At 71.9% G+C, this 14,218-nt stretch carries 13 protein-coding genes, 1 tRNA gene and 1 pseudogene; 10 read left to right on the top strand and 5 right to left on the bottom strand.

Annotated features, from left to right (window positions below; all coding sequences use genetic code 11):
* Positions 1-205: 205 nt before the first annotated feature.
* From F3T56_RS14400 to F3T56_RS14380, 5 genes are all read left to right on the top strand, one after another.
* Positions 206-2,182 carry an FAD/NAD(P)-binding protein gene (locus F3T56_RS14400; RefSeq protein ID WP_246203615.1) on the top strand — a complete coding sequence of 659 codons (1,977 nt, stop codon included), beginning with the start codon at positions 206-208 and terminating at the stop codon, positions 2,180-2,182.
* Positions 2,183-2,269: 87 nt separating this feature from the next.
* Entirely contained in the window at positions 2,270-2,728 is a 459-nt protein-coding gene (locus F3T56_RS14395) for a DoxX family protein (RefSeq protein ID WP_149825563.1), read from the top strand.
* Between the two features lie 232 nt (positions 2,729-2,960).
* Positions 2,961-3,581 (top strand): DedA family protein, encoded by a 621-nt coding sequence (locus tag F3T56_RS14390; protein WP_149825562.1) that lies wholly within the window; start codon positions 2,961-2,963, stop codon positions 3,579-3,581.
* Positions 3,582-3,737: 156 nt separating this feature from the next.
* Positions 3,738-4,907, top strand: coding sequence for an FAD-dependent monooxygenase (locus F3T56_RS14385; protein ID WP_149825561.1), 1,170 nt, complete (start codon positions 3,738-3,740; stop codon positions 4,905-4,907).
* Between the two features lie 108 nt (positions 4,908-5,015).
* Positions 5,016-6,167: an FAD-dependent monooxygenase gene (locus F3T56_RS14380; protein WP_149825604.1), complete on the top strand. Its 1,152-nt coding sequence runs from the start codon at positions 5,016-5,018 to the stop codon at positions 6,165-6,167.
* A gap of 29 nt (positions 6,168-6,196) precedes the next feature.
* On the opposite strand, the gene F3T56_RS14375 is transcribed toward F3T56_RS14380, so the two are convergent.
* Positions 6,197-6,424 carry a DUF2277 domain-containing protein gene (locus F3T56_RS14375; protein ID WP_149825560.1) on the bottom strand — a complete coding sequence of 76 codons (228 nt, stop codon included), beginning with the start codon at positions 6,422-6,424 and terminating at the stop codon, positions 6,197-6,199.
* Between the two features lie 169 nt (positions 6,425-6,593).
* On the opposite strand from F3T56_RS14375, the gene F3T56_RS14370 reads away from it, so the two are divergent.
* Positions 6,594-7,499 (top strand): ketopantoate reductase family protein, encoded by a 906-nt coding sequence (locus F3T56_RS14370; RefSeq protein WP_149825603.1) that lies wholly within the window; start codon positions 6,594-6,596, stop codon positions 7,497-7,499.
* A 269-nt stretch (positions 7,500-7,768) separates the two neighbouring features.
* On the opposite strand, the gene F3T56_RS14365 is transcribed toward F3T56_RS14370, so the two are convergent.
* The 3 genes and pseudogenes from F3T56_RS14365 to F3T56_RS14355 form a co-directional block, all read right to left on the bottom strand.
* A complete protein-coding gene (locus tag F3T56_RS14365) occupies positions 7,769-8,686 on the bottom strand; it encodes a LysR family transcriptional regulator (protein ID WP_149825559.1) in 918 nt (305 codons plus the stop codon).
* A gap of 308 nt (positions 8,687-8,994) precedes the next feature.
* Positions 8,995-9,216, bottom strand: a pseudogene (locus F3T56_RS47755) (hypothetical protein); the annotation flags it as partial.
* A gap of 63 nt (positions 9,217-9,279) precedes the next feature.
* Entirely contained in the window at positions 9,280-10,311 is a 1,032-nt protein-coding gene (locus tag F3T56_RS14355; RefSeq protein WP_246203614.1) for an NAD(P)-dependent alcohol dehydrogenase, read from the bottom strand.
* Between the two features lie 125 nt (positions 10,312-10,436).
* On the opposite strand from F3T56_RS14355, the gene F3T56_RS14350 reads away from it, so the two are divergent.
* Positions 10,437-11,102: a TetR/AcrR family transcriptional regulator gene (locus F3T56_RS14350; RefSeq protein WP_149825558.1), complete on the top strand. Its 666-nt coding sequence runs from the start codon at positions 10,437-10,439 to the stop codon at positions 11,100-11,102.
* 102 nt (positions 11,103-11,204) lie between these two features.
* Positions 11,205-11,549, top strand: a complete 345-nt coding sequence (locus tag F3T56_RS14345; RefSeq protein ID WP_149825557.1) for a hypothetical protein — start codon at positions 11,205-11,207, stop codon at positions 11,547-11,549.
* A gap of 55 nt (positions 11,550-11,604) precedes the next feature.
* Here F3T56_RS14345 and F3T56_RS14340 read toward each other — a convergent pair.
* Positions 11,605-11,676: transfer RNA gene (locus F3T56_RS14340), tRNA-Val, on the bottom strand.
* 191 nt (positions 11,677-11,867) lie between these two features.
* Here F3T56_RS14340 and F3T56_RS14335 point away from each other — a divergent pair.
* Both F3T56_RS14335 and F3T56_RS14330 read left to right on the top strand, forming a co-directional pair.
* The gene (locus F3T56_RS14335) at positions 11,868-12,680 is read left to right on the top strand and encodes a DUF4097 family beta strand repeat-containing protein (protein ID WP_149825556.1); all 813 of its coding nucleotides are present in this window, start codon (positions 11,868-11,870) and stop codon (positions 12,678-12,680) included.
* 99 nt (positions 12,681-12,779) lie between these two features.
* On the top strand, positions 12,780-14,218 hold a 1,439-nt coding region (locus tag F3T56_RS14330), incomplete at its 3' end, for a hypothetical protein (RefSeq protein WP_149825601.1).

Below are 14,218 nucleotides of genomic sequence, written 5' to 3'. Positions count from 1 at the left end.
TAATACGCCGATTCCTCACAGTTGTTGCCCACGTTGTCCGTGATGCTCGTGAGGCATCCCACACCTGGGCCCTCTGATCGGCCCAGGTCTCTGCTCCCGTGACGTACGACGGCATGATGAGGCGGACCGTCCGCTTCCTGCGGGCGGTTCGCCGCGCCGCGCCCCACGCACACAAGCGCGCCCCACTCGCACGGGAGTTACGCCATTGTCCGAGACCAGTGACGCCGGGATCGACGGAGATGATGTCGGCATCGCCCTCGTCGGCGCGGGTCCGCGCGGCACCAGCGTCCTGGAACGCCTCTGCGCCTCCGCGCCCGAGCTGCTGCGGCCCTGCGCCCGTCTGACGGTCCACGTCGTCGACCCCGACCCACCGGGCCCCGGCCGCGTCTGGCGCACCTCCCAGTCCTCCCACCTCCTGATGAACACCGTGGCCTCCCAGGTCACCCTCTTCACCGACGAGAGCGTCGACTGCTCGGGGCCGATACGCCCGGGGCCGAGCCTGTACGAGTGGGCGGCAGGCGGGTCGGGCACCGACGCCGGACTCGGCCCCGACGACTATCCGACCCGGGCCCAGTACGGCCGCTATCTGGAGTGGGTCTTCGCCGAGGTGGTGCGCGGGGCGCCGCCCGGGATACGGATCGAGACACTCCGCACCCGCGCGGTCCACCTCGACGACGCCCCCGACGGCAGCCAGCGGCTCACGCTCGCCACCGGCCGGGTCCTGACCGGCCTCGCCGCCGTCGTCCTCGCCCAGGGCCACCTCCCCTCGGTCCCCGACCAGTCGGAACGGCGACTGACCGCGTACGCCGACCGCCACGGCCTGCGCCACTTCCCGCCCGCCAACCCGGCCGACCTCGACCTCTCCCCCGTTACCCCCGGCGAGCCGGTCCTGCTGCGCGGCCTCGGCCTCAACTTCTTCGACCACATGGCCCTGCTGACGACGGGACGGGACGGCCGGTTCGTATACGACGCCGAGGGCGCGCAGGGCCTCCGCTACGAGCCCTCGGGCCGCGAGCCGCGCCTGTACGCCGGCTCCCGGCGCGGCGTGCCGTACCAGGCGCGCGGTGACAACGCCAAGGGGCCGTACGGCCGCCACCTCCCGCTCGTCCTGACCCCCGAGGTGATCGCGGGCTTCCGCAAGCGCGCGGACTCCGGGGAGGCGCCCGACTTCCTCGCGGAGATATGGCCGCTGGTGGCGAAGGAGGTGGAAGCGGTGTACTACGAGGGGCTGTTGAAGGAGAAGGAGAGCGAGGCGCAGGACCTCGCCGGTCTCTTTCGGGACGACTTCCTCGCCACGCCTCACCGCAGCCCTCAAGAGGCCGCCGTTCTCGATGAGTTCGGGATCCGGGAGGCCGACCGCTGGTCCTGGGAGCGGGTTTCGCGGCCGTACGCCGGTGTCGTCTTCCCGGATCCGGGGGCGTGGCGGAGCTGGTTGCTGGGGTATCTGCGGGAGGACGCGGCGCAGGCCGCGCTCGGGAATGTCGAGGGCCCGGCGAAGGCCGCGCTCGACGTACTGCGGGACCTGCGCAACGAGTTGCGGCTGGTCGTGGACCACGGCGGGCTGACCGGCGCGTCCCGGCGGGAGCATCTGGACCGCTGGTACACCCCGTTGAACGCGTTCCTCTCCATCGGGCCGCCCCGGCGCCGTATCGAGGAGATGTCCGCGCTGATCGAGGCGGGCGTGCTCACGGTGCTCGGCCCCCGGCTGGAGGTGCGGCCCGAGGATGGGGCGGGGGCAGGGGCCGGTGCCGGGGCTTGGCTGGCGCGCTCCCCCGACGTGCCCGGCTCCGCGGTCCGCGTGACGACGGTCGTCGAGGCCCGTCTCCCGGAGCCGGACCTGCGCCGCACGGCCGACGAGCTGCTCGCCGGTCTGCTGAGGACGGGCGGGTGCCGTCCGCACCGCGTGGACGGTTACGAGACGGGAGGGCTGGATGTGACGGACCGGCCGTACCGGGTAGTCGACCGTCATGGGGTGGCCCACGAACGGAGGTTCGCGTTCGGAGTGCCCACGGAAGGTGTGCATTGGGTGACTGCCGCGGGTGCCCGGCCGGGAGTGAATTCGGTCACGCTGTCGGACGCGGACGCGGTGGCCCGAGCGGCGCTACATGCGACGACTTTCACAGCTTCTCCCCATGGGGAGGCGAAGAACTGGCCAAATGTTGAACTTGCAAGCATCGATTAGCCATGCCTAACGTGGGCTGACCCGCCGGTATTAACCGTCCCCACCGGTCTCACAAGGACCGGGTGATACCGAACGAGTCCCCCACTCATGTCCGGACGCCTCAACAGCGCCCAGCCATACGCCCTCGGGCTGTTCCGCATCGTCATCGGTCTGCTCTTCACCTGCCACGGCGCCAGGAGCCTCTTCGGCGTCCTGGGCGGCGCGGACGGCAAGGGCGCGACCGTCGCCACCGGCACCTGGCCGGGCTGGTACGCGGCCGTCATCGAACTCGTCTGCGGCGCCCTCGTCCTTCTCGGCCTCGGCACCCGCTTCGCGGCGTTCATCGCCTCCGGCGCCATGGCGTACGCGTACTTCAAGGTCCACCAGCCGATGGCCCTCTGGCCGGTCGAGAACGGCGGCGAGGGCGCGGCCATGTACTGCTGGGCCATGTTCCTGCTGATCTTCACCGGTTCCGGCGCGCTCGGCCTGGACCAGCTCTTCGCCAAGCGCTCGACGGCGGAGGGGAAGACGACGGCGCACAAGGAACCCGTGGTCGCCTGCCCCTGACCGATGCCGTGGCCGGATGAGCCGCCAGGGGTGCGTGCGCGCCCCCGGCGGCCCATTCCTCACTCCTCCCGAACCCCCACGAGTGCCCGGCAGCCGGGTGATGCTCCATGGCCGAATGAACAGTGTGCGACGGGCACATGAGCCCCCGTAAGCGTTCTGTGATATCCGGGGCGTACGCTGATCGGCTGTCACGGGATCACCGTGGCGCAGGGGGACAACAGGAGAGTGCTCGGTGCTTGAGAGTCTGGGGTGGCTGGCCGCCGGCCCATGGATCTACGCCGTCGTGGCCGCGTCCATCCTCCTGGACGTGTTCCTTCCGGTGCTGCCGAGCGGTGTCCTGGTCGTCGGGGCGGCGACGGCCGCCGCGGCGGGTACGGCGACGGGGGCGATGCCGTGCGACGTCCCGGACATCCTGATGCTGATCCTCTCCGCGGCCACCGCGTCCGTGCTCGGCGACCTGGTGGCGTACCGGCTGGCCTGGCGGGGCAGCGCCCGCCTGGACCGCGCCATCGCCCGCTCCCGACGCCTGACGACCGCGCAGGAACGTCTCGGCGCGGCGCTCGCCCGGGGTGGCGGCCTCCTCGTCGTCGTCGCCCGCTTCGCGCCCGCCGGCCGCTCCGTCGTCTCCCTCGGCGCGGGCGCCGCGCGGCATCGCGCCCGCGACTTCCTGCCCTGGTCCGCCCTCGCCGGCCTCGCCTGGGCCGCGTACAGCGTCGCCCTCGGCTACCTCGGCGCGCAGTGGCTCGGGCCGACGTGGCTCGCTACGGCGGTGTCTGTCGCGGCGCTGTTCGGGGCGGGGGCCGCTGCGGCGTACTTCATGCGGGGACGCTCCGCTGGGTCGACGGCGACTTAGAGCTCCGCTGGGGCGACGGCCCTTAGAGCTCGGGTCTAACTGTTGTCGGGCGAGTGCAGGTTAGTGGGGGCTGGTCGCGCCCACGCGGCGGAGCCGCACATAGACACGGCCCCGCGCCCCTTACGGGGCGCGGTCCTTCGTGGAAGGGGAGACGGCATGGGGCGTACCGCCTTGGTGGTCGGTGGCGGGATCGGGGGGTTGGCTGCCGGGATCGGGCTGCTGAGGGTCGGCTGGGAAGTGACCGTCGTCGAACGGTCGCCCGTGCTGGGCGATGTGGGCGGCGGGATCTCGCTGCACGCCAATGGGGTGCGGGCCCTGGATGCGCTGGGGGTGGGAGAGCCGATACGGGCGGCCTCGCGGCCGCAGTACAGCGGGGGCACGCGTACCCCGGCGGGTGAGTGGCTGATCCGGATGGACGGGGCGGCGATCGAGCGGGCGTCGGGGGTGCCGGTGTTCGGGATCCGGTGGGCCGAGTTGCACCGTGTGCTGCGTGGGGCGCTGCCGGCCGGGTGTCTGCGGGTCGGCGCGGAGGTGATGAGCGTCGAGCGCGGCGGGCCCGCCCTGGCCGCTCCGGCGCGGGTGTGCCTGGCGGGCGGTGAGGTGCTGGAGGCGGATCTGGTGGTCGTCGCCGACGGCGTCCACAGCCGACTGCGCGGCCTGCTGTTCCCGCACCACCCCGGCCCCGCCTACAGCGGGTCGACCGTGCTGCGTGCCGTCACCGAGCACCCGGTCACGCTCACCGGCGACCTGGAACTCACCTGGGGAAAGGGCGCCGAGTTCGGGCACATCACCTTCCCCGACGGCCGCGCCGAATGGCACGCGGTGATCAAGTCACCGCCCGGTGTGCGGCACACGGACACCCTCGCCGCGCTGCGCCGCCGGTTCGCCGGCTGGCACGAGCCGATCCCCGCGCTGCTGGACGCGACCCGCCCCGACGCCGTACTCCACCACGACATCCACGAACTGGCCACTCCCCTGCCGACGTTCACCACGGGCCCGATCGCCCTGCTCGGCGACGCGGCCCACGCCATGACCCCGAACCTCGGCCAGGGCGCCGGCCAGGCGCTGGAGGACGCCATCGTCCTCGCCGCCGCGATCGCCACCGAGCCCACCGTCGACGCCGCCCTCGCCCGCTACGACGCCGAACGCCGCCCCCGCACCCAGACCCTCGTCCGAGCCGCCCGCCAAGCGGGCCGAGCGGGCCACCAGTTGACCCACCCCACAGCCATCGCCCTGCGCAACGCCGCCCTCCGCCTGACCCCGTCCGGCCTGACCGTCCGAGCGTTCCTCCGACACACCAACTGGACGCCGCCGAGACTGAGTTGATGCGGTGTCTGTGGGTTACGTGTACCCATATCGGCGGTATGGTCCGATCAGGGGGATCGACTCATGGATGCGCACTCGGCGACACAGACACAGGCACGGTTATCGCGAATCAGCGCGATCGTCGTGGGGGCGGGGATCGGAGGGCTGGCCGCGACGATCAGTCTGCGGCGCGCCGGGTGCGAGGTCACGCTGGTCGAGCAGACGCGGCGGTTCACGGAGATCGGGGCCGGAATCCAGCTCGCGCCCAACGCCACCCGCGTACTGCGCCGACTGGGCCTGCTCGACGCGGTCGCCGAACGGGCCAACCGGCCCGCCGAGTTGACGTTCCGCACCTGGTCCGACGGGACCGTGATCACCCGCTACGCACTGGGCCGCGACGCCGAGGACGAGTTCGGCTCGCCCTACCTTCAGGCCCACCGGGCCGATCTGCACCAGGCCCTGGCCGACGCGGTGCCGCCCTGGTCGGTGCGCCTGAACACGGCCGTCGTCGGTATCGATCAGGACGACACGTCCGCCTACGTGACGACAGCGGGCGGCGAGCGTCTGGGGGCGGACCTGGTCGTGGCCGCCGACGGGGTGCGGTCCCCGGCCCGCCAGTGGCTCTTCGGCGCGGACGAGGCCGTCTCCTCGGGTACCGCCGCCTACCGGGCGCTGCTCCCGGCCGCCGAGGTGGCCGACCTCGACCTGCCGGAGTACGCCCTCTGGCTCGGACCGGACCGGCACTTCGTCCACTACTGGGTGCGGCGCGGTGAGCTGCTCAACGTCGTGGGGATCTGCCGGACTGAGGCGGCCCAGGAGTCCTGGACCGCCCGGGCCGAGCCGGGCGAACAGCAGCGGGAGTTCGAGGGTTGGGACCCCCGGGTGCTCAGTCTCCTCGAACGCTCGGGCCAGATGCTCCGCTACGGCATCCACACGCGCGCCCCGCTCACGCGCTGGAACCTCGGCCGGGTGACCCTGCTCGGCGACAGCGCCCACGCCATGGTGCCGTTCCAGGCCCAGGGCGCTGCACAGGCGATCATGGACGCGGCCGTACTCGGCGACGTCCTCACGGGGGCGACACCGGCCGACGTGCCCGACGCGCTCGACCGGTACGCGCGCCGCCGGATCGCCACCGCCACCAGCGTGCAGGCCCGCTCCCAGCGGGCGGGCACGGACTACCACCTGCCGGACGGCCCCGAGGCCCGGGCGCGGAACGCCCGCCTGACGGCATACGCGGCCGAGAACAGGTTCGGCCCGCACTCGCTCGCGTGGGCGGATTGAAGGAGTGGTCCTGTCCGGCTGGAGTGGTCCTATCCGGCCCGGCGTGCGGCGCCGCGGACCTCCAGGCCGGACAGCAGCTCGGCGGTGGCCTCGGCGATCGCGTCCACCGCCTGGTCGAAGACCTCACGGTTGTGGGCGGCGGGCGCGCGGAAGCCGGAGACCTTGCGGACGTACTGGAGGGCGGCGGCACGGATGTCGTCCTCCGTGGCCTCTTCGGGGAGGACGGGCGGTCGGAGAGTCTTGATGCTGCGGCACATACGCCCAGTCTCGCGCACGCGTACGCCAAGGCGGCACACCACCCCAAGCAATTCCTTGGGCATTGGCAAGCTCTCCTAAGGATTGACTCAATCCTCGGCCCCTTGTGATCATCACCGGGGCCGGCCGGACCGCCCGACCGGCCCGATGGAAACGAGGGGGACCATGACTATGACGAACGAACGGCTCACGGTGGCGGTACTGGGCCCGGGCGGCGTGGGCGGCTTGCTCGCCGCCCTGCTGGCCCGCGCCGGCAACCGCGTGATCTGCCTGGCCGGGGAGGAGACTGCGCGGGCCCTGGACGAGAACGGGATCACCGTCCACAGCGCCCGCTTCGGCGAGTTCACCGCCCGCGTGGAGACCGCGACCGAACTCCGCGACCCGGTCGACGCGGCCCTGATCACGGTCAAGCACACGACCCTGGCCACGGCCCTGGACCGCCTCCCCGCGAAGGCCCTGACCGCCGACACCCTGGTCGTACCGTTCCTCAATGGAGTCGAACACCCGGCGTCCCTGCGCGCCCACTACGCCGACGCCGCCCCCGTCGCCCCGGCGACCATCCGCGTCGAGTCGACCCGCGTCGCCCCGGGCGTGATCGAACACGGCAGCCCCTTCGCCGACATCGACCTGACCGGCGACACGGTCCCCCACGACCGCCTCAACTCCCTCGCGGGCGCCCTCGAATGGTCAGGCCTGAACACCCGCGTCCTGCCCGACGAAACGGCGGCGCTCTGGGCAAAGATGTCCTTCCTGGCCCCCTTCGCCCTCCTGACCACCCGCTACGGCCTCCCCTTGGGCGAGATCCGCACCCACCACCGCGACGAACTGACCGCCCTGGTAGAGGAAACGGCAGCGGTAAGCGCAGCCGCCGGCGCCCCCACCGACCCCGCCGATTCCCTCCGCCGCTACGACGCCTTCCCACCCCCAACCAAGTCCTCCATGCAACGCGACGCCGAATCAGACCGCCCCCTGGAACTGGACGCGATCGGCGGAGCGTTGCTACGCGCAGCCGACCGCCACGGCGTACCGGTCCCCGTGGCAAGGAGAGTGGTGGAGGAACTCCGCCGCCACGCTTAGCTGCGGGCAGTCGCGCCGCCGCGCGCGATCTCCGCCATGCGCAGCCGTGGGCAGTCACGCCGCTGGGGCGACTGCCCACCCACCCGTCGTAGCTGCGGGCAGTCGTGCCGCTGGGGCGATGGGGGTCCCCCCGCTCGAGCGAAGCCGAGAGTGGGGGAGGGTGGGCGCAGCGGCACCCGGCAAGGGCCGGTGAGCGAAACCCCGCCCGAGCTCAGCCCAGACGCCGGGCACCCTTCACACCCCCGCCCAGCCCCAACCACCGGGCGCCCTCACACCCGCGCTCCCGCAACCGCCCGCACCGCATGCCGAGCAACCGTGTCCGCGAATGCCCGCGCCGGCGGCGACAGCGCGTCCCACCGCCGTACCGCCCAACCGACAGTGAGAGGCGGCAGATCGACCACAGGAACGAACCGCAGCCCGGGGTGCCCCGGCCCGGTCCACCCCGGTAGCGCGGGCACGACGGCATGCCCGACCCCCAGCTCGGCCAGCAGAATCGCCGTGTCCCAGTCGGCGACCCCCGCCCCGGAGGGACTGGTCGTTATGCCCAACTCCTGGTAGGCGGCGGCGAGATGGGCGTACGACGTGGAGTTCTCCGGCAGCCCGATCAGCCGCATCCCGTCCAGCTCCCGCCCGGAGACCCGCTCCCGCCCCGCAAGCCCGTCATCGGCCCGCACGGCAAGCACCCAGGGCAACTCCGCCACGGCCCGCTGTTCAACCCCCCGCACGGCGGGCCCGAGCGTCACCCACGACAGATCCAGATCCCGCGACGGATCCACCAGCGCGTCCACACACCCGGCACTGGACCGCGCGGTCTGGAACTCCAGACCCACGTCCGGATAGGACCGCCGGAAGTCGACGATGCCCTCCGCCATGAAGTGCCGCACGGTCGTACCGCCGGTGGCGATCCGTACGACACCGCCGTCACCCCGCACCATCTCGGAGAGCCGCCGGAGCGCGAGATCGAGCCCGGCGATCCCCTCCGCCGCCGCCTCCTGGAGCACCCGCCCGGCCCGCGTGGGCACGACCCCGCGGGCCTGCCGCTCCACCAGCCCGACCCCGACCTCCCGCTCCAGCCGCCGTACGTGCTGGCTCACCGCCGACTGGGTGCAGCCCAGCTCACGGGCGACCGCGCTGAGGCTGCCGGCCCGGCACACGGCGACGAAGACACGGAGATCATCGAGGGTCATGACACGCGAAGATACTGCGAGGTGGTCGGTGAACGGGTCGAGGACGCTGCGGCCCCGGTCCCGTGCCGAGGCAATGAGCATGCGCGGTGTCGGCGGCAGGCAATTGGGCTGCCCGTTCCGCACGTCTGGCCCGGGCCTCAGGTGATCGGAACACAGTCGCGGCTCCGCTGGGGCCCGAGGTCGGCGCGTCAGTCATCGAGGGTGCGGGCGTGGGTGGTCAGGCCGGGAAGGCGCACCCTCCTGGCCCGCCGCTGACCCCAGCACCGTGCTTCCGTGTCGCTGCCGCCGATGCGTCATCGGTCCGTACGTCATCGACGTAGGTCGTTCACGGAAGCGCGGCCACAACCCCCTGCTCGGCCACTTCGAGCACCTCGGTCGGTGGTGCGGGCGGCGTTGGCGTAGCGGGTGGCGAGGCGCGCGAACGCGGTGTTCAGTTCAGGCGGGCCGATCACTTCGATGTCGGTGTCGAAGCGGCCGATGGTGGCGGCCAGGCCGGTCCATGACCAGGAGCCGAGGGTGATCCGGCAGCGGGCGAAAACGCGACCCAGCGCCGACCGGGCGCCTTCAGTTGGCCTCGGCGTCGGCCTACGGCGTCACTCTGCGGGCAGGGCGAGCGCCAGTTTGCCCGTGGCTCGGCCGTCGAGAAGGTGTCGGACGGCTGCGGCAGTTTCGGCGAGCGGGTAGACGCGGTCCATGACAGGGCTGAGCGTGCCCGCGTCGATGAGAGTGGTCAGGTCGCGCAGCCCGTCGGCGTGCTCGGAGGAAATGAAGGTGCCCAGGTACTGGCCGGTGAACGGGGACAGCAGCTGGGCGCGGAGCTGCCGGTCAGCGCCGCCGAGCCAGGGGCCGTTCGTCTCGCCGCCGGTGATGACCAGCCTGCCGCGGGGCGTGAGAGCGTGGCGCAGATCCCGCAGACCGCGGTTGCCCGCGATGTCGATGATGGCGTCGTAGCGTTGTGGGCCGGCGAGAAAGTCCTCGCGGGTGTAGTCGATCACGTGGTCCGCGCCCAGCGCCCGTACGGCGTCGAGCTTGAGTGTGCTCGCCACGGCCGTGACCCGGGCACCGAAGGCGTGGGCGAGTTGGACGGCGAAGGTGCCCACGCCGCCGGCGGCTCCCGTGATCAGGACTTGCCGGCCCTCCTGGACCTTGCCCTTGTCGCGGACGGCCTGGAGTGCGGTGAGCGCGCTGACGGGTACCGTCGCCGCCTCCTCGAAGGTGAGTCCGGTCGGCTTGGGAGCGATCCTGTCGGGACGGGTGGCGGCGTATTCGGCGAACGCGGCCACTGCCGTGCCGTAGACCTCGTCGCCGGGCGCGAACCCGGTCACGTCGGAGCCGACCGCCTCGACGACACCGGCGATGTTGCGGCCGGGATTGGGGAGCCTCGGCCTGCGCAGCCCGCTCACGGGCCGGACCGCGTACGGCAGACCGGCCATCAGGTGCCAGGTGCCCCGGTCCACGCTGGAGGCGCGCACCCGCACCAGTACCTCGCCCGGCCCGATGCCGGGCCGGGCGAGCCGCGCCGTGCGCAGCACGGCTTCCGGCTCGGCGCCGTAGCGCTCCTGCACGACGGCCACCATCGTCTTGGCCCCACCGGTGGTTGCGATCGGCTCGCTCAGGTTCCGCATGGTCAGCGCTCCCGGTTCCGTCTGCCGTTCACTTACGACGTAAGTGAAGACTTACGCCGTAAGTACAGCACTTACGGCGTAAGCTCGTCAATGCTGGAGACCACGAGAGGAAGTGACCGTCCAACGTGACCCGACGTACCACCCCGCAGCCCACTCGCGAGACGCTCACCCGGCAGCGGGTGCTGCACGCCGCCGTCGAACTCGCCGACGCCGGCGGCCTGGAGACGCTCAGCATGCGCAAGCTCGGCGAGGCCGTCGGAGTCGAGGCGATGTCCCTGTACAACCACGTGGCCAACAAGGAGGACCTGCTCGACGGCATGGTCGACCTGGTCTTCGGCGAGGTCGACCTGCCCACGCCGGGTGACGACTGGCGACAGGCGATGCGGCAGCGGGCGATCTCCATGCGCCTCGCTCTGTCCCGCCACCGCTGGGCGATCGGGCTGATGGAGTCGCGATCCACTCCGGGCCCGGCCACCCTGCGTCACCACGACGCCGTTCTCGGCTGCCTGCGGCACGGCGGGTTCTCCCTCACCCTGACTGCCCATACCGTCTCGGTTCTCGACAGCTATATCTACGGGTTCGCCCTGCAGGAGAAGACCTTGCCCTTCGACACCCCGCAGGAGACCGCCGAACTGGCGGAGTCGATCATGAGCGGTTTCGGCGACGGCGAGTACCCGCACCTGACCGAGATCGCGACCGCTCACGTCATGCGCCCCGGGTATACCTACGGCGACGAGTTCGAATTCGGCCTGGACCTCATCCTCGACGGGCTCCGGCAAGCGGCGGGCTGACGGGCCGGCGACGCGCCCGCCGCACAATCCGGTTCACACGAAGAGACCCCACTTGCCGGAAGGAACTCGCATCCCGAAATCGAACAGGCGTAGCATTGCCGCGTGGCTAAGACCTATGAATTCCCCAGCGACCTCCTCGCCGGTCAGGAGGAGCTGCATCAGGTCCGGGCCGAGCTCCTGGCACTGCTGAAGCGGCTGCCCTGGTCGGTCGAGCCCCTGGACGCCTTCAGTGACGACAACGGCTGGCGGAAGGTCGAACGGCCCGCCTCCCCCGGCTGGACACCCGACGAGCAGGCCGAGGTGGAGAAGCTCCGCCGCCGCGAGCGGGAGCTGGCGGTGTTCGTGAGCTGCCACCGCTTCTGGGACGAGGTCACCGGCGCGGACCGGGTCGACGCCCGAAGCCGGCTGAAGCACACCCCCGCGACGCTGGCGGAGGAAGCCCCCTGACACGCCGAAGACCCCGGCCACGATCGGCCGGGGTCTTCGTCAGTCATTCATCCGGTGGGCGCGGACGGTTTCGAACCGCCGACATCCTGCTTGTAAGGCAGGCGCTCTACCCCTGAGCTACGCACCCGAGTACGAGTCGACAGCCTACATGGCCCCAGGGCATGCCCCGCAAACCCGAATGCGGCCCGTACCGGGGGTTATCCCTACTCCCGATCCGGGAGCGGCCCGGATCCCCCTGAACGCTTCCCCTCCGTACGGTCGAAGCACATCGCAGGACAGCAGGACAACGGAAGACCGAAGCCCCAGGGGGAGATCGTCATGGCACGTACGGCAGATGCGGCGCGTACGGCAGATGCGGCACGTACGGTACGAAAGGCACACGGCCCGAGGATCGTCCTCACCGCCCTCGCCGTGACCCTCCTGGCCTCCGTCGCCGCGTGTGGCGCGCGCGCGAGCGACGACAAGGATCCGGAGCACCGGAGCTTCGCCCTTGAGGGCCGTACGCTCACCGTCGACTCGGACGACTCCGCGCTCGAACTGGTCTCGGCGGACGTGGACGAGGTCGAGGTGACCCGGTGGTTCGAGGGGCGGGTCGTGGTCGGCGGGGATCCGCGGGTGACCTGGGAGATGAAGGACGACCGGCTGGAGCTGCGAGTGAAGTGCTCCGGGGTCGTCGCCGACTGTTCGGCCAAGCACCGTATCGAGGTGCCGCGCGGGGTCGCCGTCAGCGTGGAGGAGGACGACGGCAGCGTGACGGCGAAGGGCTTCGCGGAACCGTTGAAGATCCGGACGCAGGACGGTTCCGTGCGGGTCAGCGACTCCACCGGGCCCCTGGAGCTGTACAGCGACGACGGCTCGGTGCGCGCGCTCGGCGTCGAGTCGCGGAGCGTGAAGGCCGGCACGAAGGACGGTTCGGTCAAGCTCGAACTCGGGGTCGTACCGGACCTGGTGGAGTCCCGCAGCGACGACGGCTCGATCAGCATCGGGCTGCCGCGCGAGGTGTCGTACAAGGTGACGGCCGGGAGTGACGACGGTTCCGTGGATGTGTCCGTGCCCCGTGACGAGGGCAGCGCGCACGTGGTGAGCGCCCACACCGAGGACGGCTCGGTCACGGTGCGGAACCTGGACTGAATCGTCCTGGGAAACGGCGAACCGTCCGACCCGTGTTTTCGTCCTCGACCGGTGGGAGAATGACACCGGTCGAGGCCGATGACAGCACGGGAGAGGGATGTGACGGCGACACCTTCAGAGCCGTACACGCCGATTGTGCCGCGCGCACAACAACCCCACAGCCGTGCACCACGACCAGCCGACAGCCGTGCGCCCCGTCGTTCCCGGTCCGCCGGCCGTGACACGCTGACGCTCCTCACTCTGCCCGTGCTCGCCGCGCTCGTGCTGCCCGCCGCCTTCGCCGGTGGCGGTACCCGGCGGTGGTTCGGGGGCCGGGCGGAGGGGCAGCGGGCCGAGGCGCAGGCGGCGAAGGACGCGGCGGCGGCCGCGTTCTACGAGCTGGACACCGCGCAGCGCGATCTGCGGATCTCGATCGAGACGATCACGGCGGTCGACGACTCCCCGGCCGCGCGCCGGGCCGTGGCCGACTTCGAGGCGCTGGGGCGGCGGATCGACGAGGTCAGCCACCAGTACATCAACGCCGTCGACGCGCACGACCTGGACCGGGACGACCTGGAGTCGTCCGCCGCCGCCCGCGCCCGGACCGAGCTGACGAAGGCCAAGGACGAGCTGGGGCGGGTCAAGCAGGAGCTGGACCGGTTCGCCACGGGGCTCGGGCCGCTGCTCGGCACGGCCGAGACCCAGCTGGCCCGGCTGGTCCCGGCCGTGGAGCGGGCCCGGCAGGGGCTGCTCGCCGCCTCCAACGCCCTTGATGCCGTACGGGGTTCAGGGCTCAAGGCCGACGATCTCGCCGCCCGCCTCGCCGCCCTCGCGCCCGAGCTGACCAAGCTGAACCAGGGCGCCGGGCAGCACGGCGTACGGGAGACGCTGGAGCGTGCCGACCGGGTCGTACGGGAGGCGGAGGCCGTGCGGGCCGAGGCCGAGCGGCTGCCGGAGCGGGCGCAGGAGATTGACCGGCGGCTGGTGTCGCTGCGTACCCGCGCGGAGGCGCTGGGTACCCGGGCGGGGCAGGTGCCGCAGGTGCTGAGCGAGTTGCGGCGGCGGTTCGTGGCGGCCTGTTGGCAGGACCTTCAGCGGGTGCCGGAGCAGGCCGCGGCCGATGTCGAGCAGGCGCAGTCGAAGTTGCGGGAGGCTCGGGCCGCGCGGGACGCGCAGCGGTGGCCGGACGCGATGTCGTTGCTGTCGACCGTGCGGGAGCTGTTGAACCACACCGATGAGGCGGTTTCGGCGGCGGGTGACCGGCTGCGGCGGCTGAACGCCGTGCAGAAGGATCCCCGGCAGGAGATCGACCGGACGCGGTTCGCCATCCGGGATGCTCAGCGGCTGGCCATGGCCGGGCGCTCCACGCCCGATCCTCGGCATGCCCGGCCCCTCGACGACTCCGTCGGGCGGCTCGATCGGGCCGTCGCGACGTTGGAGGGGCGGCATCCTGACTACTGGCACTTCCTGACGGAGACGGAAGGGGTTCGGCACGCCGTGGCGCGGGTGGTGGACCAGATCCGCAAGGAGCGGGGGGCGGGGACAGGGACGGGGGGCTG

The organism is Streptomyces tailanensis, assembly GCF_008386495.1.
Lineage (GTDB): Bacteria > Actinomycetota > Actinomycetes > Streptomycetales > Streptomycetaceae > Streptomyces > Streptomyces tailanensis.
The sequence above is the reverse complement of the archived record's forward strand: the minus strand, read 5'-3'. Positions and strand labels throughout refer to the sequence as shown.

Excerpts from the sequence above, each read along its gene's own strand:
- F3T56_RS14355 (WP_246203614.1), bottom strand. The coding sequence starts at position 10,311 with ATGCGGAACCTGAGCGAGCCGATCGCAACCACCGGTGGGGCCAAGACG.
- F3T56_RS14370 (WP_149825603.1), top strand. The coding sequence starts at position 6,594 with ATGACGAACGAACGGCTCACGGTGGCGGTACTGGGCCCGGGCGGCGTG.
- F3T56_RS14385 (WP_149825561.1), top strand. The coding sequence starts at position 3,738 with ATGGGGCGTACCGCCTTGGTGGTCGGTGGCGGGATCGGGGGGTTGGCT.
- F3T56_RS14335 (WP_149825556.1), top strand. The coding sequence starts at position 11,868 with ATGGCACGTACGGCAGATGCGGCGCGTACGGCAGATGCGGCACGTACG.
- F3T56_RS14395 (WP_149825563.1), top strand. The coding sequence starts at position 2,270 with ATGTCCGGACGCCTCAACAGCGCCCAGCCATACGCCCTCGGGCTGTTC.
- F3T56_RS14375 (WP_149825560.1), bottom strand. The coding sequence starts at position 6,424 with ATGTGCCGCAGCATCAAGACTCTCCGACCGCCCGTCCTCCCCGAAGAG.
- F3T56_RS14365 (WP_149825559.1), bottom strand. The coding sequence starts at position 8,686 with ATGACCCTCGATGATCTCCGTGTCTTCGTCGCCGTGTGCCGGGCCGGC.